Annotated in this window: 21 protein-coding genes, 1 tRNA gene and 1 pseudogene; 9 read left to right on the top strand and 14 right to left on the bottom strand. The window is 74.1% G+C overall.

Features of this window, described 5'->3' with window-relative positions; all coding sequences use genetic code 11:
* Positions 1 to 100 precede the first annotated feature (100 nt).
* The 5 genes from ABWI07_RS20545 (at position 101) to ABWI07_RS20525 (ending at position 4,895) form a co-directional block, all read left to right on the top strand.
* A complete protein-coding gene (locus tag ABWI07_RS20545) occupies positions 101 to 835 on the top strand; it encodes a hypothetical protein (RefSeq protein ID WP_353819502.1) in 735 nt (244 codons plus the stop codon).
* A gap of 4 nt (positions 836 to 839) precedes the next feature.
* On the top strand, positions 840 to 1,565 hold the full coding sequence (locus tag ABWI07_RS20540) for a hypothetical protein (protein ID WP_353819501.1): 726 nt from the start codon (positions 840 to 842) through the stop codon (positions 1,563 to 1,565).
* 176 nt (positions 1,566 to 1,741) lie between these two features.
* Positions 1,742 to 3,151, top strand: a complete 1,410-nt coding sequence (locus tag ABWI07_RS20535; RefSeq protein WP_353819500.1) for an aldehyde dehydrogenase family protein — start codon at positions 1,742 to 1,744, stop codon at positions 3,149 to 3,151.
* Positions 3,152 to 3,254: 103 nt separating this feature from the next.
* A complete protein-coding gene (locus ABWI07_RS20530; RefSeq protein WP_149258674.1) occupies positions 3,255 to 4,004 on the top strand; it encodes a hypothetical protein in 750 nt (249 codons plus the stop codon).
* A gap of 36 nt (positions 4,005 to 4,040) precedes the next feature.
* A complete protein-coding gene (locus ABWI07_RS20525; protein WP_149258675.1) occupies positions 4,041 to 4,895 on the top strand; it encodes a helix-turn-helix domain-containing protein in 855 nt (284 codons plus the stop codon).
* A gap of 12 nt (positions 4,896 to 4,907) precedes the next feature.
* On the opposite strand, the gene ABWI07_RS20520 is transcribed toward ABWI07_RS20525, so the two are convergent.
* The 3 genes from ABWI07_RS20520 to ABWI07_RS20510 form a co-directional block, all read right to left on the bottom strand.
* A complete protein-coding gene (locus ABWI07_RS20520) occupies positions 4,908 to 5,237 on the bottom strand; it encodes a DMT family transporter (protein ID WP_149258676.1) in 330 nt (109 codons plus the stop codon).
* Positions 5,237 to 6,106 (bottom strand): LLM class flavin-dependent oxidoreductase, encoded by an 870-nt coding sequence (locus ABWI07_RS20515; RefSeq protein WP_200841794.1) that lies wholly within the window; start codon positions 6,104 to 6,106, stop codon positions 5,237 to 5,239. The genes ABWI07_RS20520 and ABWI07_RS20515 overlap by 1 nt, the downstream gene beginning before the upstream one ends.
* 74 nt (positions 6,107 to 6,180) lie before the next feature.
* Positions 6,181 to 7,329 (bottom strand): RsbRD N-terminal domain-containing protein, encoded by a 1,149-nt coding sequence (locus ABWI07_RS20510; RefSeq protein ID WP_149258677.1) that lies wholly within the window; start codon positions 7,327 to 7,329, stop codon positions 6,181 to 6,183.
* 127 nt (positions 7,330 to 7,456) lie between these two features.
* On the opposite strand from ABWI07_RS20510, the gene ABWI07_RS20505 reads away from it, so the two are divergent.
* Entirely contained in the window at positions 7,457 to 8,251 is a 795-nt protein-coding gene (locus tag ABWI07_RS20505) for a class II aldolase/adducin family protein (protein ID WP_353819499.1), read from the top strand.
* Here ABWI07_RS20505 and ABWI07_RS20500 read toward each other — a convergent pair.
* On the bottom strand, positions 8,220 to 8,765 hold the full coding sequence (locus tag ABWI07_RS20500; RefSeq protein ID WP_353819498.1) for a MarR family winged helix-turn-helix transcriptional regulator: 546 nt from the start codon (positions 8,763 to 8,765) through the stop codon (positions 8,220 to 8,222). The genes ABWI07_RS20505 and ABWI07_RS20500 overlap by 32 nt on opposite strands.
* Positions 8,766 to 8,821: 56 nt before the next feature.
* Here ABWI07_RS20500 and ABWI07_RS20495 point away from each other — a divergent pair, with 56 nt between their 5' ends.
* Positions 8,822 to 9,223, top strand: coding sequence for a VOC family protein (locus ABWI07_RS20495; RefSeq protein WP_149258680.1), 402 nt, complete (start codon positions 8,822 to 8,824; stop codon positions 9,221 to 9,223).
* Here ABWI07_RS20495 and ABWI07_RS20490 read toward each other — a convergent pair.
* Both ABWI07_RS20490 and ABWI07_RS20485 read right to left on the bottom strand, forming a co-directional pair.
* A complete protein-coding gene (locus tag ABWI07_RS20490; RefSeq protein ID WP_353819497.1) occupies positions 9,217 to 10,650 on the bottom strand; it encodes an ATP-binding protein in 1,434 nt (477 codons plus the stop codon). The genes ABWI07_RS20495 and ABWI07_RS20490 overlap by 7 nt on opposite strands.
* On the bottom strand, positions 10,647 to 12,293 hold the full coding sequence (locus ABWI07_RS20485) for an NAD(P)/FAD-dependent oxidoreductase (protein ID WP_353819496.1): 1,647 nt from the start codon (positions 12,291 to 12,293) through the stop codon (positions 10,647 to 10,649). The genes ABWI07_RS20490 and ABWI07_RS20485 overlap by 4 nt, the downstream gene beginning before the upstream one ends.
* Positions 12,294 to 12,424: 131 nt before the next feature.
* On the opposite strand from ABWI07_RS20485, the gene ABWI07_RS20480 reads away from it, so the two are divergent.
* Positions 12,425 to 13,480 carry a Gfo/Idh/MocA family oxidoreductase gene (locus ABWI07_RS20480; protein WP_353819495.1) on the top strand — a complete coding sequence of 352 codons (1,056 nt, stop codon included), beginning with the start codon at positions 12,425 to 12,427 and terminating at the stop codon, positions 13,478 to 13,480.
* 13 nt (positions 13,481 to 13,493) lie between these two features.
* Here the strand turns inward: ABWI07_RS20480 and ABWI07_RS20475 are convergent.
* Positions 13,494 to 14,728 (bottom strand): annotated as a pseudogene (locus ABWI07_RS20475) (RNA-guided endonuclease InsQ/TnpB family protein).
* A gap of 274 nt (positions 14,729 to 15,002) precedes the next feature.
* On the opposite strand from ABWI07_RS20475, the gene ABWI07_RS20470 reads away from it, so the two are divergent.
* The gene (locus ABWI07_RS20470; RefSeq protein WP_268843220.1) at positions 15,003 to 15,131 is read left to right on the top strand and encodes a hypothetical protein; all 129 of its coding nucleotides are present in this window, start codon (positions 15,003 to 15,005) and stop codon (positions 15,129 to 15,131) included.
* Between the two features lie 246 nt (positions 15,132 to 15,377).
* Here the strand turns inward: ABWI07_RS20470 and ABWI07_RS20465 are convergent, their stop codons facing one another.
* The 7 genes from ABWI07_RS20465 to ABWI07_RS20435 form a co-directional block, all read right to left on the bottom strand.
* Complete coding sequence (locus tag ABWI07_RS20465; RefSeq protein ID WP_353819494.1) at positions 15,378 to 16,400, bottom strand: coiled-coil domain-containing protein; 1,023 nt, start codon at positions 16,398 to 16,400, stop codon at positions 15,378 to 15,380.
* Between the two features lie 197 nt (positions 16,401 to 16,597).
* Positions 16,598 to 17,038, bottom strand: a complete 441-nt coding sequence (locus ABWI07_RS20460) for an HNH endonuclease (RefSeq protein ID WP_149258685.1) — start codon at positions 17,036 to 17,038, stop codon at positions 16,598 to 16,600.
* A 25-nt stretch (positions 17,039 to 17,063) separates the two neighbouring features.
* Positions 17,064 to 17,134: transfer RNA gene (locus tag ABWI07_RS20455), tRNA-Asn, on the bottom strand.
* A 92-nt stretch (positions 17,135 to 17,226) separates the two neighbouring features.
* Entirely contained in the window at positions 17,227 to 18,225 is a 999-nt protein-coding gene (locus tag ABWI07_RS20450) for a GNAT family N-acetyltransferase (RefSeq protein ID WP_149258686.1), read from the bottom strand.
* A gap of 79 nt (positions 18,226 to 18,304) precedes the next feature.
* Entirely contained in the window at positions 18,305 to 19,291 is a 987-nt protein-coding gene (meaB, locus tag ABWI07_RS20445) for a methylmalonyl Co-A mutase-associated GTPase MeaB (protein WP_353819493.1), read from the bottom strand.
* A 56-nt stretch (positions 19,292 to 19,347) separates the two neighbouring features.
* Entirely contained in the window at positions 19,348 to 21,570 is a 2,223-nt protein-coding gene (gene scpA, locus ABWI07_RS20440; RefSeq protein ID WP_353819492.1) for a methylmalonyl-CoA mutase, read from the bottom strand.
* A complete protein-coding gene (locus ABWI07_RS20435; RefSeq protein WP_149258689.1) occupies positions 21,567 to 23,390 on the bottom strand; it encodes a methylmalonyl-CoA mutase family protein in 1,824 nt (607 codons plus the stop codon). The genes scpA and ABWI07_RS20435 overlap by 4 nt, the downstream gene beginning before the upstream one ends.
* Positions 23,391 to 23,405 lie beyond the last annotated feature (15 nt).

Raw genomic sequence — 23,405 nt, 5'->3', positions numbered from 1 at the left:
GGCGGCGCAGGATATCCGTGCCGTTTTATGACGGTTTGTTTTGAACGCCATTGAACGGGCATCGCGGTCTCATTCGATCCGCAGCACGTTGGAGGAAACAATGTCGACCGCGATTTGGGTCATCGTCGCCCTTGTGGTCGTCGCCGTTCTCGCCGCGGCCGGGTACCTCGCCTGGACCCGGTCCCGCACGGCGCGGCTCAAGCGGCGGTTCGGCCCGGAGTACGACCGGGTCCTGGAGCGCCACGGCGGCCGCGCGGCCGCCGAGCGGGAGCTGCGCTCCCGCGAGCAGCGCCACGAGGAGCTGGAGCTGCGCGACCTCGACCCCCGGCGCCGCGAGGAGTACCGCGAGCAGTGGGTCCGCGTCCAGGAGCGCTTCGTCGACTCCCCCGAGGCGGCGGTCGAGGAGGCCGACCGGCTCGTCACGGTGGTGATGGGCGAGCGGGGCTACCCGACGCACGGCTTCGAGGAGAAGGTCGCCCACCTGTCGGTGGAGCACGGCCAGACGCTGGAGCACTACCGGCGGGCCCACACGATCAGCGGACGGGCGGCGACCAAGGAGGCGTCCACCGAGGACCTGCGCCAGGCCATGGTGCACTACCGCGCCCTCTTCGAGGAGCTGCTCGCCCCGCACGGCGAGGCCCGCCACGAGAAGGGCGGACGGCACACCGCGGAGCACCGCGCGGCGAACCCTGCGGAGCACCGCGCGGCGAACCCCGCGGAGCACGCCGAGCGGCGCGCCGAGGAGCGCGCCGGGGAACACGCCGGGGAACACGCCGGAAGGCACGCCGCCGCGCCCGCCGGGCACCGCGGCGACGACCGAGACATGAGGAGCTGACCCGATGGAGCACAGGCGACCCGAGACCGGTACGCCGGCGTCCGGCGGGCCGCTCGCCGGCGAGCGGGCACGCGCCGCCGGAACGGCGGACCCGGGAGTGACCGACGACCTGCACGTGGCCGGGCCCGGGCCGGCCGCGTCCGGTACGCAGGCCCCGGAGACCGCGCCCGACACGGTTCCGGACCCGATCCCGGCCCGGCCCCCCGCCGGGACCGCGAACCCGGCCAAGCCCCCCGCCGGGACCCCGAACCCGGCCAAGACCCCGGTCAAGGACGCGGGCGCGATCAAGACCCCCAGCCAGGAGGCGAACCAGGCCAGGACCCCCGTCAAGGACACGAACCCGGCCACGGCGACCACCCGGGACACCGACCCGTTCGGGACGCCCGTCCAGGGCGCGGAGCCGAAGCACGCCGCTCCCCGCGGGCCGGGCGCGGCGCCGGGGGCCGCATCCGGCGGCGCCCCCGAGAAGCTTTTCGACGCCGCCGAGGCCGGGCGGCTCCGGGAGCGGTGGCACGAGGTGCAGGCCGCGTTCGTCGACGACCCCGGCGAGTCGGTGCGCAAGGCCGACGGCCTGGCGTCCGAGGCGGTCGACGCCCTCGCGCGCTCGCTCGCCGCGCAGCGGCGCTCGCTCACCGAGGAGCTGGACGGCGGCGGGCAGCCCGACACCGAGCGGCTCCGCCTGACGCTGCGCCGCTACCGCGACCTCCTGGACCGCATCTTCGCCGCCTGACCCGACCCGCCCACGGGCGCCCCCGCACCCAGCGGGGGCGCCCTTCGCGGTCCGGGGGCGGCGACCGCCCACGTGGCCGGCCCCGCCGCCTCCCGAGATCGCCCCACCGCTCGTCAGGAAGCCGGTGAGGGTGAATACTGAATCCCGTTCGGTAACCCCGTGAGCGGAGGACCAAGGTGTCCGAGAACTTCTCGATGACCATCGACGGCCGGGCGGTGACCGCGCCCGGCACCTTCGGCGTGATCGATCCGGCGACCGGCGAGGTGGCCGAGCAGGCGCCCGACGCGTCCCGGGAGCAGCTCGACGCCGCGATGGCCTCGGCGCAGGCCGCCTACGCCGAGTGGCGCCGCGACGAGTCCGCGCGCCGCAAGGCGCTGCTCGCGGCGGCCGACGTCATGTTCGCCAGGTCCGAGGAGATCGGCCGGATCCTCACGCTGGAGCAGGGCAAGCCCCTGGCCGACGCGACCATGGAGGTCGTCGGCGCCGGCGTGTGGCTGAAGTACTTCGCCGACCTCGAACTGCCCCGCGAGGTCATCCAGGACGACGCCAACGCCCTGGTCGAGGTCGTGCGCCGCCCGATGGGCGTGGTCGCCGCGATCACCCCGTGGAACTACCCGCTGCTCCTCGCGATCTGGAAGCTCGCCCCCGCGCTGCTCGCGGGCAACACGATGGTCCTCAAGCCGTCCCCCTTCACCCCGCTGTCCAGCCTGAAGCTCGGCGAGGTGCTGCGCGACGTCCTGCCGCCCGGCGTGCTGAACGTCGTCACCGGCGGCGACGAGCTCGGCGCCTGGATGACCGGGCACGAGGTCCCCCGCAAGATCAGCTTCACCGGCAGCGTCGCGACCGGCAAGCGCGTCGCCGCCGCGGCCGCGCCGGACCTGAAGCGCGTCACGCTGGAGCTCGGCGGCAACGACCCCGCCATCCTGCTGGACGACGCCGACCCGGCCGCGGTCGCCGACCGGCTGTTCGGCGCCGCGTTCCAGAACAACGGGCAGGTCTGCTCGGCCATCAAGCGCGTGTACGTCCCGGAGGCGCTGTACGGGGACGTGGTGGACGCGCTCGCCGAGCGGGCGAAGGCCGCCCGGGTCGGCAACGGGATGGATGAGGGCGTCCAGTACGGGCCGATCAACAACCGGCCGCAGTACGAGCGGGTCGGCGAACTCGTCGCCGACGCGCTGGCCGGCGGCGCCCGCGCGGCGGCGGGCGGCAAGCCGATCGACGGGCCCGGCTACTTCTTCGAGCCGACGATCCTCGCCGACGTCGCCGACGGCACCCGGATCGTGGACGAGGAGCAGTTCGGCCCGGCCCTGCCGGTCGTCAAGTACACCGACCTGGACGACGCCCTCGCCCGCGCCAACGGCACCCACTTCGGGCTGTCCGGCTCGGTGTGGGGCGCCGACGCCGACCGGGCCGCGGAGGTGGCCGGGCGGCTCGAGTGCGGCACCGCCTGGGTGAACACCCACCTCGCCCTCGCCCCCCACCAGCCGTTCGGCGGCTTCAAGTGGAGCGGCGTCGGCGTCGAGAACGGCCCCTGGGGCCTGTACGGGTTCACCGAGCTCCAGGTGATCCACCGCTCGAAGGGCTGAGCGGGTCCGCCCTGACCGGGTGCGGTCCGGCGGCCCGCCGCCGGACCGCACCCGTCCCCGGTACGTTCCACATGTCCCACCGACCGCGGAGGAGCCGGACAGGATGCAGACCTGGGACGTCATGCGGCAGGACGACCTCGGCAACGTCTTCCGCGTCGCGGCGCACGACTCCAGGATCTCCGCGCTGGCACAGGCCATCGTCCTTGAGAGCGGCGTCCGGCACAGGCAGATGTACTGGGTGGACGGCCCGCCGGGGCCAGCCGTGCGCACCAACCGCGACCTGTACCTGGTGTTCCTGCACCTCGGCCAGGACGCCAGGGCGGCGTCGTGGTCCCTGTCGGCGTTCCTGCGCTCGCTGTGGAAGGTCGGCGCCGTGCTCGCCGACCAGGCGCGGCTCGAGCCGGACGACGTGGCGGCGATGTTCGCCGCGGCCGCCGCCACGTCGCCGGCGCCCTTCGACCCCGCGTGGAGCGGCAGGGACCTGTCGCTTCCCGGCGACGAGCCGGAGGGGTACGCCGACTGGGAGCGGGTCCTGCTCTCCCAGATCGCCGACCTGGAGGACTTCCTGGCCGCTCCCCCGGGCCCGCAGGCCCGGTTCGGCGTGGAGGCGCCCCGGCCGCCCGGCTCGGGGGCCCGCGCCACCCCGTCCCGCTGGTGCAACTTCGACCCGGCGACGTACCTGGAGTGCGCGGTCGCGGGCAGCCTCGGCGGGTGGGACGCCGCCGACGGCGCCCGCGCGCCGCTGCCGACCGGGCCCGGCGAGCCGCCGGCCCGCTCCCCCGTCCGCACGATCACCGCGATGAGCTGGGCCGACCTGGCCCGCGTCGCCGTGTGCGGGCAGATGTACGAATAGCCCGCCCTGTCACCCCGGCGTGGTAGGACTGGCTCCATGGGCGACAGGCCGGTCGAGTTCGGCGACCGGGGCGGCTGGTGGCTGGCACGGGGCCGCCCCCATCCGGCGCTGCGCCCGTTCCTGCGCTCCTATGACGGCTACTGGGAGACGGAGGCCGTGCCCACCCGGATGCGGACCCTGCCCACCCGCACCACCGTGGTGATCCTCAACCTGGGGCCCCCGCTCCACCTGGCGGTCCCCGACCCGGGAGTGCGCGACCGCGCGTACGGGTCGTTCGTCGCGGGGATGCACGACGGCCACGGCATGTACCTCAGCCCCGGCGGGCAGCGCGGCATCCAGCTCGACGTGACGCCCCTCGGCGCCTACACGCTGCTCGGCGTCCCGATGGCGCGGCTCACCAACGCCGCCGCCGACCTGCCCGACCTGCTCGGCCGGGAGGCGCGGACGCTGGTCGAGCGGCTCGGCGACGCGCCGACCTGGCAGGCGCGGTTCGACATCCTGGACGCCTTCCTGCTGCGCCGCCTCGACGCCGGCCCGGTCCCCGACCGGGAGGTGGTCCGGGCGTGGCGGCTGCTCACCGGCGACCCCGCCGTGTCCGTCGCCGGCATCGCCGCCGACGTCGGCTGGAGCCGCAAGCACCTCACCCACCGGTTCCGGGAGCAGGCGGGGCTGCCGCCCAAGGTGATGGCGCGGGTGCTGCGCTTCCAGCGCGCCGTCGAGCTGCTCCTCGGCGGCGCCGGGCTCGCCGAGGCCGCCTTCGCCTGCGGCTACTACGACCAGGCCCACCTCAACCGGGAGTTCCGCGCCCTGTCCGGCTGCACGCCCACCGAGCTGGTCGGCGGCCGGCTCGGGCAGCAGCGCGTCCCCGCGCCGGCCGACGTCCCCGCCTGACCCGGGCCGCGGTCAGTTCTGGTGCACGCCTCCGCCCAGGTTCATCACGATGACGCCGAGCACGATGATCACCGCGCCGGCGACGGTCACCGGCTTGACCGGCTCGTCGAACAGCAGGACGCCGCCCGCGAACGCGCCGATCGTGCCGAGCGCGGACCAGATGGCGTACACGGGCCCGACGTTCAGCGACGTCAGCGCCCTGGCCATGAAGACGAACGAGATCAGGTACCCGGCCACGACGATCAGCGACGGCACGAGCCGGGTGAACCCGTCGGAGGCCCGCATCGCCAGCGTCGCGGCGACCTCGAAGGCGATCGCGAGGCCGAGCAGCACGAACGGCATCAGCGGGCCTCGCCGTACTCGGCGGCGACCGCCTCGAAGACCTTCATGTCCGCGTCGAACGGCGAGCCGGGGCGGGGCCAGTGCAGCGCGATCTCGGTGATGCCGAGCTCGCCGTAGCGGCCGGCGAGGTCGGCGAACGCGCCGGGCGACTCCAGCCAGGGCTCCTCGTTGAAGCCGGTCAGCAGGACGAGGTCGGCGAGGTCGCGGCCCTCGGCCGCGCACGCCGCGCGCAGGGCGTCCAGCCGGGAGCGGACGATGCCGTAGGGCTCGTCCCCCGCGCCGTGGGCGCTGGTCACCCAGCCGCTGCCGTGCCGGGCGGCGAGCCGCATCCCGCGCGGCCCGTCCCCCGCGATGACGAGCGGCACGCGGGGCCGCTGGACGCAGCCGGGCTCCTGCACGACCTCGCGCGCGGTGTAGTACTCCCCCTCGAAGGACGTCTCGGGATCGGTCAGCAGGCGGTCGAGCAGCGCGACCCATTCGGCGAAGCGGGAGGCGCGCTCGCCGGGGCTCCAGTCGGCGCCGCCGAGGACCCCGGCGTCGGACGCGCGGCGCGTGCCGCCCGCCCCGACGCCGATGGTCAGCCGCCCGCCGCTGACGTGGTCGATCGTCTTGATCGCGTGCGCGGCCGGCACGGGGTGCCGGAAGTTGGGCGAGGTCACCAGCGTGCCGATGCGGATCCGGGAGGTGACCGCCGCGGCCGCGGCGAGCGTCGTGTACGCGTCGTACCAGGGCGTCGTGCCGCGCCAGGCGATGTGGTCGTACACCCACGCGTGCCGGAACCCGAGCTCCTCGGCGCGCCGCCACAGGTCCCCGGCCTCCGGCCAGGACCGCATGGGCCACATCACGGTGCCGATCCTCGGTGCCGTCACCGGTTCCTCCGTTCTCCCCCTGACGTCCCACCGCGGAAACGTCCCCCCAATAGATACAGGCCGCCGGGGACAGATCAGGTGCCGGGCCCCGCGAGCCACCGGTGCAGGGCCCACCACCAGTTCGCGGTGCGCGACACCGCCGCGCCCCCGGCGGGGTCGAGCAGCGGCCGCCCGGTCAGCTCCTGGAATCGGCGGATCCGGTACTTCACGGTGTTGCCGTGGACGTGCAGCGCCGCGGCCGTCGGCTCGATCCGGCCGCCGTGGTCGAGGTAGGCCAGCGCGGTACCGGCCAGTTCCCGGTGGAAGGGGTCGCCCGGGTCGAGGCCCGCCAGGAGCGCGGCGGCGAGCAGGCCGCCGAGCTCCGGCTCGGCCTCGGTGGCGGTGAGCAGCGCGAGGTCGGCCAGCTCCCGCATCCCGGTGAGCCCCGCCGCGGCGCCCGCGCGCAGCGCCCGCCGTCCGAGCGCGTACATCGGGGCGACGGCGCCGGGACGGGCGGGCGGCGCCGCCACCAGCAGCGGGCCCGACGGCCCGGTGACCCGGTCGCGCGGGCCGGGGAGCCGGGCGACCAGCGCCGCGAGCCGGCCGTCGACCAGCCCGCACAGGCCGGGCCCGGCGGCGGTGAGCGCCGCCTCCAGCCGCCCCGCCACGGCCGGGTCGCTGACGTCGGACACCACGCAGTGGTAGGCGGCCCCGGGGTCGAGCGGGGCGAGCACGGGGACGGCCTCCCCGTGCAGCAGCTGCCGGAGCATCTGGAGCCGCTCCTCGCGGGCGGTCCGCGCCATCTCCAGCTCGGCGACCCGGTGCGCGTGGACCATCCGCTGCACGAGCGCCGTGGTGATCTCGTCGATGCGGGTCACGCCGTCCAGCAGCGCCGCGTCCGGGACGCCCATCCGGCGCCCGTCGGCGACGAGGGCCCGGACGAGGTGGGCGCGGCCCGCCTGGAAGCCGTCCAGGAACGCCGCGACCGGCACGCCCTGCCGGGCCCGGTCCGAGCCGAGCCGCTCGGCCGCCGCGAGGACCTCCTCGCTCGGCTCGCCGTCCTCAAGGGCGGCGAGCACCCCGCGGACGAGGGCGCGGGTGTGCCGCCTGGTCTCCTCCTCCGGCAGCGCGGCCACCAGCTCCGACCGGCCGCGCGCGGCGCGGACCGTCGCCTCCAGCAGCACCGGGTCGTCGGTGTGCTCGATCAGCAGCCGCAGGAAGCGGTCGCCCGCGCCGGGGTCCATCACCCCATTGTGCTCCGCCGTTGTCCCTTCCGGACAACCGGGCGTGCGGGCGTTGGGCGCCCCCGGTCTAGCCGGGAGGCCGGACCATGGTGTTCGGTGGTCGGGAGACGAGCCCAAGGAGTGCCCGATGTCCGACGAGGAAGAGTTCCTGGAGAAGCTGCCGACCGACCTGATCTTCCGGCTGCCGCCCGCGTTCGACGACGTCGCGGACGAGCGCCGGCACCGCAAGGAGCGCCTCGCCGCCGCGCTGCGGATCTTCGGCAGGTTCGGCTTCGAGGAGGGCGTGGCCGGGCACATCACCGCCCGCGACCCCGAGCGCACCGACCACTTCTGGGTCAACCCGTTCGGCATGTCGTTCAAGCACATCCGGGTCAGCGACCTGATCCTGGTGAACCACGAGGGCAAGGTCGTGGAGGGCCGCTACCCGGTCAACGAGGCGGCGTTCGCGATCCACTCGCAGGTGCACCAGGCGCGCCCGGACGTGGTGGCCGCCGCGCACAGCCACTCCACCCACGGGCGGGCGATCTCGGCGCTCGGCCAGAAGCTCGAGCCGATCACGCAGGACGTGTGCGCGTTCTACCAGGACCACGGGCTGTTCGACGACTACACCGGCGTCGTCACCGACCTTGAGGAGGGCAAGCGCATCGCCGCGGCCCTCGGCGGCCACAAGGCCGTCATCCTGCGCAACCACGGCCTGCTCACCGTCGGCGACACCGTGGACGCCGCCGCGTGGTGGTTCATCACGATGGAGCGCTCCTGCCAGGTCCAGCTCCTGGCGAAGGCCGCGGGGCAGGTCGTGCCGATCGAGCACGACAACGCCGTCCTCACCCACGAGCAGATCGGCAACGACCTGGTCGGCTGGATCAACTACCAGCCCCTCTACGACCAGATCACCCGCGAGCAGCCCGACCTGTTCGAGTAGGCGGCCCCTCCCCCGGCCCCGGCGCCCTCGGCGGCGCCGGGGCCTTCGCGCGCTCCGGGCGCGCCCGCGGATCGTGGTGGGCGAGCAGGACGCGGGCGATGCGCTCCAGCGCGGCCCGGTCCCCGGGGGTCAGCGGCTCCAGCAGTTCGGCGTCCAGCTCGGCCGCGCGGCGGGTGACCTCGTCCAGCTCCGCGCGGCCCTCGGCGGTCAGCTCGACCACGTAGCGGCGGCGGTCGGCCGGGTCGCGCTCCCGGCGGACGAGCCCGGCCCCCTCCAGCCGCCCCACGACCTCGACGAGGTCGCTCGGGTCGATGCGCAGCCGGACGCCCAGGTCGCGCTGGGAGGCGGGCGCGGCGTCGTCGAGCGCGGACAGCACGGCGAAGTGCCAGAGGCCGAGCCCGTGCTCGTCCATCATGCGGCCCATCCGCACGCGCCCGGCCCGCCCGACCTGGGCGAGCACGAACGTGGTGATCCCGAGCAGGCGGGGCGGCAGCGGCCCGGCGGTCTCCTCCATCCCCCTATTGTAGGGTTGCTCCAATCATTGGTGACCACCCACGAATGGGAGACGGTATGGACGCGCTGTATCCGCGCCTTCTGGTGGACGACTTCCCCGCCTGCGCCCGCTTCTACGAGGCGGCGATGCGGGCTCTGCTCGGGATCGAGCCGGTCAAGCTGCTCCCGGAGGCCGAGTACGCGAACTGGGACCTGCGGGGTGAGGCCGTGCTGGTCGTGATGGGACGCGCCCGGATGGCGAAGGCGGTCGGTACCGCGGACCTGCCCGCGCCGTCCGGGCAGGACGGCGCGATGCTGGTCCTGCGCGTGGCCGACGTGGACGCGGCGGCCGGGACGCTCCGCGGGCTCGGCGCCGCGCAGGTCGCCGGGCCGCGGGACCGCCCCGAGTGGGGGCCCGGGCTGCGCACCGCCCACCTGCGCGACCCCGGCGGCAACCTGCTGGAGCTCCAGTCCTACTGAGCGGTCTCCTCGCCCGGCTCTCCGGCGGGCTCGGTGAGCGGGAGCAGGACCTGGAAGCGGGTGTCGCCGGGAAGCGACTCCACCCGGATGTCGCCGCCGTGCCGGCCCGCGACGATGCGCCAGGAGATGTCAAGGCCGAGGCCGGTGCCCTGCCCCACCGGCTTGGTGGTGAAGAACGGCGTGAAGATCCGGCCGAGGTCCTCCTCGGGGATGCCGACCCCGGTGTCGGCGATCTCCACCAGCGCGCAGTCGTCCTCGCGGGCGGTGCGGATCGTCAGCGTGCCGCTGCCCTGCATGGCCTGCAGCGCGTTCACGATCAGGTTCGTCCACACCTGGTTCAGCTCGGCTGCGTAGACCGGGACGGGCGGGAGCGTCTCGTCGTAGACGGTCTTCACCGTCACACCGTCGCCGAACTTGCGCTTGAGCATGGTGAGCGTGCTGTCCAGCAGCTCGCGCAGGTCGGTGCGCTGGTAGGGGGCGCGGTCGAGCTGGGAGTACTGGCGGGCGGAGTCAAGCAGCGCGGTGATGCGGCCCATCGCCTCGGAGATCTCCGCCTGGAGCTGGGTCACCTCCATCACCTCGGCCAGCCAGCGCATCGCGGCCGGCAGGTGCCCGCCCGCCGCGCGCTCGACCTCCTCGGCCTGCTCGATGCCGATCCCGGCGGCCACCAGGCCGGGCGCTAGCTCCCAGGCGTCCTCGACGCCGTGCTCCTCCAGCCAGTCGCCCAGCTCGTCCTCGGCGTCGCTGACCTCCAGCGGGCTGCGGCGCCCGCCCGGTGCGGCGGGCAGCGCCGGGCGCAGCGCCACGAGCGCGCTCAGATGGGTGCAGTCGACGCCCTGCGCGGCGAGGTCGGCCAGGCTCTTCTGCGCCCCGATCAGCCGGTCGCCGAGCTCGGCGCTGGCCCGCGCCGCTGCGGCGGCCGGGTTGTTCAGCTCGTGGGTGAGGCCCGCGGTGATCGTGCCGAGCGCGGTGAGGCGCTCGCGCTGGTCGATGGCCCGCCGCGCGTTGGTCATCCCGAAGAAGACGCCCTCCAGCAGGTGCGTGGCCATCGGGAACCACTTGCGGACCATCTTGCCGAACTTGTACGCCGGCAGCACGAAGAGCCGCGAGGGGCGCGTCGCGCGCAGCGAGTGCTGGTACCGCTGCTCGATCTTGTCGCCCAGGTACGCCTGCACGGCCCCGCCGTAGGTGCCGGGCCGGTCGGTCCGGCTGACCTGCGCCACGTGGCCCCGGACGTTCTGGGTCATCACCATCTCGCCGTCGAGCAGCACGTACAGGAACTCGGCGGCGTCGCCCTGGGCGCAGATGATCCCGTCCTGCGGGTAGTCGGCGACCGTCCCGCAGGCCGAGAGCCATCCCAGCTTCTCGTCGTCGAGGTCCTCGAAGAGGAACAGCTCCCGGAGCTGCTCCGGTGACGCGGTGTTCATGCCTGCTCCAGGTAACGGTGGACCAACGCGACGGCCATCGCGCCGTCGCCGACCGCGGACGCCACCCGCTTCATCGACTCCGAGCGCACGTCGCCCGCCGCGAACACCCCGGGGACGCTGGTCTCCAGGTGGTAGGGCTGGCGGGTGAGCGGCCAGCCGACGGGGCGGCGGCCCCCGCCGACGAGGTCGGGCCCGGTCAGGACGTAGCCGCGCGCGTCGCGCTCGACGAAGCCGTCCAGCCACTGCGTGCCGGGTTCGGCGCCGATGAACACGAACAGCCAGTTCGCGTCGATGGTCTTCTTGCCGCCCGGCCAGGCGAACGTGAGCCGCTCCAGCCGGCCGGCGCCCTCCGCGGCGCACACCGTCTTGCCCGTGTGCACCTCGATGTTGGGCGTCGCCGCGATCTGCTCGACCAGGTAGTGCGACATCGACTTCGCCAGGCTGTCGGCCCGGACGACGATGTGCACCCGCTTGGCGTACTTCGCCAGGTGCACGGCCGCCTGGCCCGCGGAGTTGGCGCCGCCCACGACGGCGACCTCCTCGTCCGTGCACGACGGCGCCTCGGTGAGCGCGGCGCCGTAGTAGACGCCGCGCCCGACGAAGTCGTCCACGCCCTGCGCGTTGAGGCGCCGGTAGGAGACGCCGGTGGCGAGGATGACGGCGTGCGCGGCGATCTCCGTGCCGTCCGCCAGCCGCGCCACCCGGGCCGTGCCCCGCGACTCCAGCGCGGTGACCTCGCCGGCCTGCAGCAGCTCGGCGCCGAACCGGTCGGCCTGGCGGCGGGCCCGGTCGGCGAGCTGCGCGCCGCTCACCCCGTCGGGGAACCCGAGGTAGTTCTCGATGCGGGAGCTCTGCCCGGCCTGGCCGCCGAGGGCGCGCCGCTCCACCACCACGGTCTTCAGGCCTTCGGACGCGCCGTACACGGCGGCGCCGAGCCCGGACGGGCCGCCGCCGACGACGATCAGGTCGTAGAAGTCGGTGGACGGGGTGCTCGGCAGCCCGACGGCGGCGGCCAGCTCGGCGTCGGACGGGGCCGACAGCACCGTCCCGTCGGCGGTGACGATCAGCGGCAGCTCGGGGCAGTCGGCCGCGGTGACCAGCTGGGCGCCCTCCGGGTCGCCGTCCATCAGCCAGGTGTAGGGCACCTGGTGGCGGGCGAGGAAGTCGCGGACCTCGTAGCAGCGGGACGACCAGCGGTGCCCCACCACCCGCAGCTCGCCCGGCGGGCGCCGTTCGACCCGCGCCCAGGCGTCCAGCTGCTCGTCGATCACCGGGTAGAACTTCTCCTCCGGCGGGTTCCACGGCTTCAGCATGTAGTGGTCGAGGTCGACGTCGTTGATCGCGCGGATCGCCGCGTCGGTGTCGGCGTATGCGGTGAGCAGCACCCGGCGCGCGAAGGGGAACAGGTCCATGGCGCGCTCCAGGAACTCCACGCCGTCCATGCCGGGCATCCGGTAGTCGGCGAGCAGCACGGCCGTGTCGTCGCCGCGCAGCCGCAGCTCGCTCAGCGCCTCCAGGGCCTGCCCGCCCGACTCGGCGCGCACGATCCGGTACGACTCGGCGTACCGGCGGCGCAGGTCCCGCGCCACGGCCCGGGACACGCCCGGGTCGTCGTCGACGGTCAGCAGCACTGGTTTGGACAACGCGTCCCCCTCGTTTCAGCACATCCGCGAGCAAAAGCCTACGTGGATCCGGCGCCCGTTCGCCGGACCGGATCCGCCGACGGGGGCCCCGCCGCCCGGACGCCGCCGCGCCATCGGCCATGATCGGGGACATGGACCTGCGTGTTGCGCTGATCGGATACGGCACCGGCGGCTCGGTGTTCCACGCGCCGCTGATCTCGTCGGTGCCGGGGATGCGGCTGGCCGCGGTCGTGACCGGCGCCCCGGAGCGGCAGCGGGCCGTGCGGGAGCGGTACCCGGAGGCGGAGGTCCTCGACACCGTCGACCGGCTGTGGGGCGCGTCGGGCGCCTGCGACCTGGTGGTGGTGACGGCCCCGAACCGGCAGCACGTGCCGCTGGCCCGGACCGCGCTGACCTCGGGCGTCCCCGTCGTCGTGGACAAGCCCGTCGCGGCCGCGGCGGCCGACGCCCGCTCCCTCGCCGCGCTGAGCGCCGTCCGCGGGCTGCCGGTGTTCCCCTTCCACAACCGCCGCTGGGACGGCGACTTCCAGACGGCGCGGCGGCTCGTCTCCGCGGGCGCCCTCGGCGACGTCCGGCGCTTCGAGTCCCGCTTCGAGCGCTGGCGGCCGGAGGTCAGGGAGAGCTGGAAGGAGAGCACCGACCCCCGCGACGCGGGCGGCATCCTGTTCGACCTCGGCTCGCACCTCATCGACCAGGCGATCGCCCTGTTCGGCCGCCCGGAGAGGGTCTACGCCGAGATCGACACCCGCCGCGCCGGGGCGACGGCGCCCGACGACGTGTTCGTGGCCCTGACCCACCCTGGCGGCACCCGGTCGCACCTGTGGATGAGCGCCACCGCCTCGCACCTGGGCCCGCGCTTCCGCGTCATCGGCGGCAAGGCCGCGTACACGGTCTCGGGCATGGACGTCCAGGAGGAGCAGCTCCGCGCGGGCCTCACCCCCAAGGACCCCGGCTACGGCATCCCCCCGACCGGGTCCGGCGGCCTGCTCGGCACGCCGGGAGAGGAGGCCCCGGAGCCCACCGCCGCGGGCGCCTACCACGACTTCTACGCGAGCGTCCTGCGGACGCTCCGGGACGGCGCGCCGCCCCCCGTCACCCTCGCCGACGCCATCACCGGGCTGGAGGTCATCGAGGCCGCCGCCCGCTCCGCCCGCGAGTCCGCCGTCGTCGACCTCGGCGACCATTGACATCCTCTCCGTCCTAAAGGACGGAGATTCCCTCCACGCTGCGTGGGGTCCGCGGGGCGTCCGGGTGGGTTACCGCTTCGCCGCGCGGTGCCGCCATCGCTGGTGGTCTGACCCGCGCTCCACGGTCGTTTCGGCTCTCCGCCCGTCCGGCGGCGAGTATGTTCAGCGCCGCGTTCACGTCCCGGTCGTGGGCTGCTCCGCAGGGGCAGTCCCACGCCCGGACGTCGAGCGCGATCTTGTCGTTGATCCGGCCGCATGCCGAGCACATGCGGGTGGACGGCAGGAACCTGTCCACCCTGCCGAAGGTGCGCCCGTACCGGGCGGCCTTGTACTCCAGCATGGCGGTGAAGGCGGCCCATCCGGCGTCGTGGACGCTCTTGGCGAGCCGGGTCCGGCCCAGACCGGCCACGCACAGGTCCTCGACGTACACCGCTTGGCTGTCGCGGATGATCGCCGTGGACAGCTTGTGCTGCCAGTCCCGCCGGGTATCGGCCACCCGCGCATGCGCCCGCGCGACCTTGACGACGGCCTTCCCGCGGCGGTTCGAGCCCTTCTGCTTGCGCGACAGGGCCCGTTGCAACCGCTTGAGCTTGCGAGCGGCGCGGCGCAGGAACCTGGGCGCGGTCACCTTCGTGCCGTCCGACAGCACGCGAAGTGCGTCAGCCCCAGGTCGATCCCCACCTCGTGATCCGAGGACGGCAGCGGCTCCTGCGGGCCGGTGTCCACGACGAACGAGGCGAAGTGGCGTCCGGCCGCGTCCCAGATCACGGTGACCGAGCTGGGAGCCGACGGCAGCGGCCGCGACCACCGCACCCGCACCTCGCCGATCTTGGGCAGCCTGAGCCGGCCGTTGTCCAGCACCTTGAACCGGGAGTTGCGGGTGAACCGGATGCTCTGCCGGTTGTCCTTGCGCGACCGGAACCGGGGCGGGGCCACCTTGCGGCCCTTGCGCTGCCCGCTGATCGAGGCGTAGAAGTTGCGGTAGGCCGCGTTCAGGTCGGCCAGGGCCTGCTGCAGCACCACCGCCGACACCTCACCCAGCCATGCCCGCTCGGGGGTGACCTTGGCTTGGGTGATGACCCGCTTGGACAACTCGGCGTCCGACGGGTACGGCAAGCCCTGCTCACGGGCGTCCAGCCGTGCGCGCAGCCCGTCGTTGAACACCACCCGTGCGCACCCGAACGCCCGAGCCAGCGCGATCTGCTGACCAGGCGTTGGATACATGCGGTAGTTGTATCGTAACTGCACACCCGCACCGTACTGGCCTATGACCGAACTCGAAGGCATCCGCACCGACAGAAACCGCGTCGTTGCGATGCACGTGCACTTGGTCTTCGTGACGAAGTTCCGGCACGCCGAGCGCCGTCAAGCGGTACATCGAGCAGCAGAATCGTCCCGGTCAAGGCACTGCCCGGGCCATGACGACCCTCCCAGCGCGGGCCTTCCCCCGGCCTGAAGGCCGGAGCACTGGCCCGCATGCCGGTAGCGCGCCTCGGCGACCACGCCGGTGCAGGATCTGGGAGTGATGCGGGCCATCGGCATGCGGTACGTGCGCACGTACTACCCGCAGTTCGACGATCCGCTGCCGGACGCGCACCTCGGCGAGGTCGAGTACGAGATGACCCGCACCATGTGGGAGGAGATGCCCTGAGGCGGCGGCACCCGGCCTCGGCGGGGTGTAGTGGGCCCACTTGCCACCGGCGATCGAGGCCCAGCGGTCGGTGGAGCCCGGGTGCAGACCGAGGAGCTTGCCGATCACGGGCGGTGGGAGCTGGCGGGCGTATTCGAGCAGGTCGCCATCCCGCCATGGGGCGAGGTGTGAGAAGTGGACTCCCAGCCAGGCCAAACGCCTTCTTCAACGGTGCGAATAGCGCATCAGATGCTATTCGTCCCCTTATCAGAGGACGGAGACGTGGACGTGGTCGAAGTGGTTCTGGGTGACGCTGCCGCGGTCCTCCATCTGCCGCCAGCCGCCGCTGCCGCGCATGTCGTAGATGCGCTGCTTCCAGATGACGTACTTGATGCCGAGGCGGGACGCGTTGTCGATGACGTACTGGGCGACGCGGTCGCCGTGCGCCTGGGCGGAGGCGCTCGGCATCTTGCCGCCGGTGCTCTCCATGAAGTCGCAGGCCCGGCCCGAACCGTGGTCCTGGGGGTCGCCCGGGCGCGAGCAGCCGATGGTGGGGAACGCGCCGAACTTGCCGTCGATCTCCTGCAGCGCGGTGCGCATCCGCGCGGTCATCGAGTTGCCGACGATCGGGGACTTCGTGCCGCTCGCCCCGTCCGGGCGGCCGCCGCCGCCGGGGACGCTGGTGCGGGTCACCTCGGGCTTGTACTTGGCGAGCAGCTTCTTGACGCGGGCGCGCTGGCCCTCCAGGTCGTCGATCTCCTTCTTGACGGCGGCCAGCTTCTGCCTGGCCGTCGCCTGCGACTGGACCGCCTTCGCGTTCAGCGCCTCCAGGCTCTGGATGCGGCGGCCGTTGTTGCGGGTGATGTGCTCGATCACGGCGGCGTCGCGGACGGCGGCGCCCGGCTCGGCCGAGGAGACCATCGGGATCACGTCGAGGCGCCCGGTCATGTAGGTCGTGGAGGCGATGCGGGCCACGTCGACGCGGGCGGCGTCGTACTCGCGGCCGGCCTTCGTCGCGTCCGCGCCGGCGCGCTCGGCGGCCTTCTTCGCCTCCTCGAGGGAGACGAGCTCGCCCCGGTACTCCTTGGAGAGCTTCTCCGAGCGCGCCTTGAGCTTGGCGTACTCCTTCTTCAGGTCCTTCGGCTCCTGCGGGAGGCTCGCCGCGCTCCCGGACACCGGCGGCAGGGCCGCCGAGACGCCCGCCGCGAGGGCCAGCGCCGCGAGGCGCTTCGCCGTCCTGCGCCCGCGCGGGGGGCGGGGCGTCCTGCCGGGGGGATCGAGGGCCGCCACAGATCTCTCCTAGATAACAAAGCTCAAGATTGGCGGCACGCTACCACAATCGCCCGAATTGCCTCACAAGCTTCACAAAACACATAGAGTCACGCGCGGGCTACCGGCGGCCCCGGCCCCGGACGGCCCAGGGGCCGGACCGCGTGGCGCGGTCCGGCCCCTCCCCCGGTGGCACCGGACGGATCCAGCGCCCCCCGTCACGGCCCGACGAGTTCCTCCCAGCGCGGCACCCGCGGCTGCGACAGCAGCCGCAGGCCGGCCTCGGCGAGCGTCCGGTCGCCCTTGCGGTTGTTGCACCTCCCGCACGCCAGGACGGTGTTCTCCCAGGTGTCGCCGCCGCCGCGGGACTGCGGGTGGACGTGGTCGATCGTGTTGCCGCGCTTCCCGCAGTAGCAGCAGCGGCCGCCGTCGCGCAGGTAGACGCCCCGCTTGCTCCAGGGCGGCCGCCTGCCGTGCCTCCAGCGCATCGCGACGTAGCGGACGAGCCGCAGGACCCGCGGCACCGGGAAGCGGCCGAAGGTGCGGCCCTCCTCGGCCTCCTCCACGACGGCCACCTCGCGCACCAGCATGCGGATGGCGTGCCGCAGATCCACCCTCTGCATGGGCTCGTACGACGCGTTGAGGACGAGCACGTTCACCGTGTCACCTCCCTGGCCCGTGCCGCTCCCCCGTCAGGATTCGAACCTGGATATCCGCATTAACAGTGCGGCGTTCTGCCGTTGAACTACAGGGGAATGCTTCGGCAATTCTCCGCCTTCCGGGCATTTCCCGGAAGACCTCCTTGAGAATGCCCATCGGCGGGGCCCGGAGGCAACGTGTTTTCCGGTCAGGAACCGGTGGCGGGGAGGGCGGACACCGCGGCCTGGTACTCCAGGGACTCGCGCTCCAGGCGGAAGCCGAGCTCCTCGTTCACGGCGAGCATGTGGGCGTTGTCGCCGGAATTGTCTGTTTCGATTTCCCGCACCCCGGGGCACTCCTCCCCGAGCCAGCGCAGCATCGCGGCCTTCACCCAGATGCCGAGGCGCCGGCCGCGGTGCTCGGGCAGCACCGCCGTGTCATACTGCGCCGCGCGCCCGGCGCACCCCGCCGGCACCACGACCTCGGTGAACCCGGCGATGACGCCGCCGGACAGCGCCGCGACGGTGTACAGGTCGTCGCCGCGCTTGGCGACGATCTCGGCCATCTCGCGGACGCGGTGGGCGTCCCACGGCGACCCCTCGTACTCGGCGAAGTCCGCCATGGCGTGCTTGGCGCGGGCGAGGGCGTCGGCGTGCTCGTCCGGCACCGCGCCCTTCCAGCGCACGAGCCGGTACCCGGCGGGCGCCTCCGCCAGCAGCCGCGCCACGCGCTCGGCGGGGACCTCGTCCAGCCGCAGCAGCATGCCGCGCAGGGTCAGGACGCACTCGAAGCCGTGCGACTCCAGGAACGGGACGGCCGGGGTGCCCGCGAGGACCTGGGCGATCACGCTGGAGCGGCCGTCGGCACGCAGGCCGGCCGCGGCCGCGGCGAGCAGGCGGCCGCCGAGCCCGCGCCGCCGGTGCTCGGGGCGGACCTGGATGTCGATCTCGCCGGGCCGGTCGGCGCCCGGCTCGCCGGGCAGCCGCAGCGCCGCCACCGCCACCAGGGCGCCGCCCGCCCCGGGGCCGCCGGCGGCCGCCCACAGCCGCTGCCGCGAGCCGGCCTCCGCCCCGAGCAGCAGCCGCGCCGTCCGCTCCGGGTCGGGCGCGGGGTCGCCGGCCGGCTCGGCCGCGTGGACGGCGGCGAGCACCGAGTGCCACTCCCGGATCTGCGCGTCCGTCGGATCCTCGAGCGCGATGACGTCCATCCGACTTTTGTACCTGATCCCCGCCCGCCGCGACCGGGACCTGGCACAACCCATGGTTTCGGACGTACGGGAACCCGGCTCAGCGGTCTCGCGAGAACGCCTCCAGGATCCGCTCGGCGGCGAGCGCGGGCGTCAGCGCGCCGTCCGCGACCTCCCGCTCCAGGCCGGGCGCCAGCTCCCGGACGCCGGGATGCCCGCGCAGGTCGGACAGCAGGCGGTCGCGGACCAGCTCCCACGTCCAGCCGACCTGCTGGCGGCGGCGCCGGGCCTCGAGCTCCCCGGACTCACGGAGCCGGTCCTGGTGCTCGACGAGCGCGCCCCACACCTCCTCCAGCCCGGTGCCCTCCTTGGCGCTGCACGTCAGGACCCGCGTGCTCCGGACGCGCTCGTCGCTGCGCAGCAGCCGCAGCGCGCCCGCCAGCTCGCGGGCGGCGCGCTCGGCCTCCCTCCGGTGCTCGCCGTCGGCCTTGTTCACGGCGATGACGTCGGCCAGCTCCAGCACGCCCTTCTTGATCCCCTGGAGCTGGTCGCCGGTGCGGGCGAGGGTGAGGAACAGGAAGGAGTCGACCATCTCGGCGACGGCCGTCTCGGACTGCCCGACGCCGACCGTCTCGACCAGGACGACGTCGTACCCGGCGGCCTCCATGACCACCATCGCCTCGCGGGTGGCCTTCGCGACGCCGCCGAGCGTCCCCGCGGTGGGCGAGGGCCGGATGAACGCGCCCGGGTCGGTGGCGAGGCGCTGCATGCGGGTCTTGTCGCCGAGGATGCTGCCGCCCGTCCGTGTGGAGGACGGGTCCACCGCGAGGACCGCGACCTTGTGGCCCTCCCCCGTCAGCCGGGTGCCGAGCGCGTCGATGAACGTGGACTTGCCGACCCCGGGCACGCCGGTGATCCCGACGCGGCGGGCGCCCCCGGCGTGCGGGGTCAGCTCGACCAGCAGCTTCTGCGCCAGCTCCCGGTGGTCCGGGCGGGCCGACTCCACGAGCGTGATCGCCCGCGCGATCCACGCCCGCGACCCGTCCCGCACCCCGGCCGCGTAGTCGTCGACGCCCGGCGCGCTCACCGTGCTCCTTCCGGTTCCGCCTGGTGCTCCACGGCGCCGTCTCCGCCCGGCACTCCTCAGGCGCTCTCTGGCGCGGCGTGGCCGAGCCGCTCGGTGAGCTCCTCCAGCAGGCCGGCCGCCGCGTCCGCGAGGACGGTGCCGGGCGGGAAGATCGCCGAGGCGCCGGCCGCGCGCAGCTCGTCGAAGTCCCCGGGCGGGATGACCCCGCCGACGACGATCATGATGTCGTCGCGGCCCAGCGCGGCCAGCTCCTCGCGCAGCGCGGGGACCAGCGTCAGGTGGCCGGCGGCGAGCGAGTTGACGCCGACGATGTGCACGTCGGCCTCGACGGCCTGCAGGGCCACCTCGGCGGGGGTCTGGAACAGCGGGCCCACGTCGACGTCGAAGCCGAGGTCGGCGAACCCGGTCGCGATCACCTTCTGCCCGCGGTCGTGGCCGTCCTGCCCCATCTTGGCCACGAGGATGCGGGGCCGGCGGCCCTCGGCCTCCTCGAACGCGGCGGTCGCGGCCCGCGCCCGCTCGATGCCCGTCACCTGGCCCGCCTCCTCCCGGTACACACCGGAGATCGTACGGATCTGCGCCGCGTGACGCCCGTAGGCCTTCTCCAGTGCGTCGGAGATCTCGCCGACGGTCGCCTTGGCCCGGGCGGCGTCGATGGCGAGCGCGAGCAGGTTGTGCTCCAGGTCGTTCGGGCGGGTGCCGTTCTCGGCGGCCTCGGCGGCGCGGGTGAGCGCGTCCAGCGCGGCCCGCGTCGCGGTCTCGTCGCGCTCCTCGCGCAGCCGGCGCAGCTTGTCGATCTGCTGGGCGCGGACGGAGGCGTTGTCGACCTTGAGGACCTCGATCTCCTGCTCGGTGTCGGGGCGGTACTTGTTGACGCCGATGACCGGCTGCCGCCCCGAGTCGATGCGGGCCTGGGTGCGGGCGGCGGCCTCCTCGATGCGCAGCTTGGGCAGCCCCTCGTCGATCGCCTTCGCCATGCCGCCGGCCTGCTCGACCTCGGTGATGTGGCCCCAGGCGCGGCGGGCTAGGTCGTAGGTGAGCCGCTCGACGTAGGCGCTGCCGCCCCAGGGGTCGATCGTGCGGGTCGTCCCGGACTCCTGCTGCAGGAGCAGTTGGGTGTTGCGGGCGATGCGGGCCGAGAAGTCGGTCGGCAGCGCGAGCGCCTCGTCCAGCGCGTTGGTGTGCAGCGACTGGGTGTGGCCCTGCGTGGCGGCCATGGCCTCGATGCAGGTGCGGGCGACGTTGTTGAACACGTCCTGCGCGGTCAGCGACCAGCCGGACGTCTGCGAGTGGGTCCGCAGCGACAGCGACTTCGGGTTCCGCGGCTCGAACGTCTTCACCAGCCGCGCCCAGAGCAGCCGCGCGGCGCGGAGCTTGGCGACCTCCATGAAGAAGTTCATCCCGATCGCCCAGAAGAAGGACAGGCGGGGCGCGAACGCGTCGATGTCGAGGCCCGCCTCGCGTCCGGCGCGGATGTACTCGACGCCGTCGGCGAGCGTGTAGGCGAGCTCCAGGTCGGCGGTGGCCCCGGCCTCCTGGATGTGGTAGCCGGAGATCGAGATGGAGTTGTACTTCGGCATCCGCTGCGAGGTGAACGCGAAGATGTCGGAGATGATCCGCATGGACGGCTGCGGCGGGTAGATGTAGGTGTTGCGGACCATGAACTCCTTGAGGATGTCGTTCTGGATGGTCCCCGCCAGCGCCTCCGGCTTCACCCCCTGCTCCTCCGCGGCGGCGATGTAGAGCGCGAGGACGGGCAGGACGGCGCCGTTCATGGTCATCGACACGCTCATCCGGTCCAGCGGGATGCCGTCGAAGAGCTGCCGCATGTCGTAGATGGAGTCGATCGCGACCCCGGCCATGCCCACGTCGCCGGACACGCGCGGGTGGTCGGAGTCGTAGCCGCGGTGCGTGGCCAGGTCGAAGGCCACCGACAGGCCCTTCTGCCCGGCCGCGAGGTTGCGGCGGTAGAACGCGTTGGACTCCTCGGCTGTGGAGAAGCCGGCGTACTGCCGGATCGTCCACGGCTGGGTGGCGTACATCGCCGGGTAGGGGCCGCGCAGGAACGGCGCGATGCCCGGATAGGTGCCGAGGAAGTCGAGCCCGGCCAGGTCGTCGCCGGTGTAGAGGGGCCTGACGCCGATGCCCTCCGGGGTGTCCCAGGTCTGCGCCTCGGGGGCGGCGCCGGTGGCGCCCTCGACCGCGGCGCGCCACCGCTTGGCGGCCTCGTCGGCGGGGGGCGCGGTCCCGAGCTCGACCTCGGTGAAGTCGGGGATCATTCGTTCACTCCCAGATCGTGGAGGGTGGTCTCCAGCACCTCGATCGCGTCGCACCCGGCGTACACGCGGGCGTCGACCCCCTCGTAGGTTCCCTTACCCGCCAGCCAGACCTTCACCGCGCCCGCGGCGCGCAGGATCCGCGCGGCCTCCGCGGCCTGCTCCCCGTACAGGGCGTCGCTGGAGCAGAGGCAGGCGACGGCGGCGCCGGACGCCCCGAACTCCTCGGGGGCGCCCGCGACCGTCTCGATCCCGCCCGCCTGGAAGAGGTTCGCGGCGAACGACGCGCGCGCCGTGTGGACGGCGATCGGCCCGAGCGTCGCCAGGAAGACCTTCGGGCGGGCGCCGGTGGCCCGCGCGTGGGCGTCGGAGCGGTCGCGCAGCGCCTCGAAGTCCTGCGCGTAGGCGACGACCGGGAGGCCGCCGCCGGGCGCCGGCGGCGCGGGGTCGCGCGGGGGAAGGGTCTCGCTCAGGTTCGGGAACTCGCTGACGCCGGTGAGCGGCGCCTTGCGCCGGGCGATGTCCTTCCGGCGCCGCTCCCAGGTGGCGGCGAGGCGGCGGGCGACCAGGCCCGAGTCGAGCGCGGCGGCCAGTCCACCGGCCTTCTCGATCTCGGTGAACCAGGTCCAGGCCGCCTGGGCGATCCCCTCGGTGAGGCTCTCGGCGTACCAGGAGCCGCCCGCCGGGTCGACGACGCGGGCGAGGCTCGACTCCTCCAGCAGCAGCGTCTGGGTGTTGCGGGCGATGCGGCGGGCGAAGCCGTCCGGCAGGCCGAGGCGGGCGTCGAACGGCTGGACGGTGACCGCGTCCGCGCCGCCGACCCCGGCGGCGAACGCCGCGACGGTGGTGCGCAGCATGTTCACCCACGGGTCGCGCCGGGTCATCATCGCCGACGAGGTGACCGCGTGGACGCGCGCGGCGGCGCCCTCGGCGGCGCCGCTGACCTCCGCGACCCGCGCCCACAGGCGGCGCGCCGCGCGGAGCTTGGCGATCGAGGCGAACTGGTCGGCGTTGACGGCGAGGCGGAACTCGATCTGCCCGAACGCCTCGTCCACGCTCAGCCCGGCGCCGGTCAGGGCGCGCAGGTACGCGACGCCGGCCGCCACGGCGGCGCCGAGCTCCTCGGCGTCACCGCCGCCCGCGTCGTGGTACGGGGTCCCGTCGGCGACGACCGCGCGCAGCTTCGGGAAGTCGCGGACGCAGCGCGCGGCGAGCCCGGCGGCCTCGTCCAGCGATCCGGCCGTCCCGGTGCGCGCCGCGAGGCCGAGCGGGTCGGCGCCGAGGTTGCCGGCGGCTTCGGCCGCGTTCCCCCGCTCGGTGACCAGCGACAGGAACGCCTCCGCGGCCTCGCCCGCCGCCGCGCCCGCGTCCAGCACGACGGGCGCCAGGTCGAGCAGGACGCCCCGCAGCGCCTCGGGGAGCGCGGACACGGGCATGCCGCCTTCGCCGAGCCGCAGCCAGAGCGAGGTGGCGCCGTTCTCCAGGTCGGCGAGCACCGCGTCCCGGACGACGGCCGGGTCGGGGTGGGCGTGCAGCTGCCGGACGTCCCATCCCGCGATGCCCTCCCCGTCGGGGCGCACCTCGCGCACGTAGGGCGCCAGTCCGGGACGTCCCGGCGGCGCGTCGTCGCGCGTGTAGAGCGCGGCGATCGGCACTCCGTCGTACGACTCGCGGGTCAGCAGACCCTCGATCTCGTCGAGGGGGGTGTCCTCGCCCGCCGCGCCGGACTTGCGCAGCACCCCCTTCACCATCTCCCGCCACCGGTCGCGGTCGGCCGTGGGGAAGGCGGCGGCCAGTTCGAGTTCCTCAGGCGGCACCGTCATGCCTGGATCGTAGGC

Source organism: Actinomadura sp. NPDC000600 (assembly GCF_040492135.1).
Lineage (GTDB): Bacteria > Actinomycetota > Actinomycetes > Streptosporangiales > Streptosporangiaceae > Spirillospora.
This window is presented reverse-complemented; position numbering and strand designations above follow the sequence as displayed.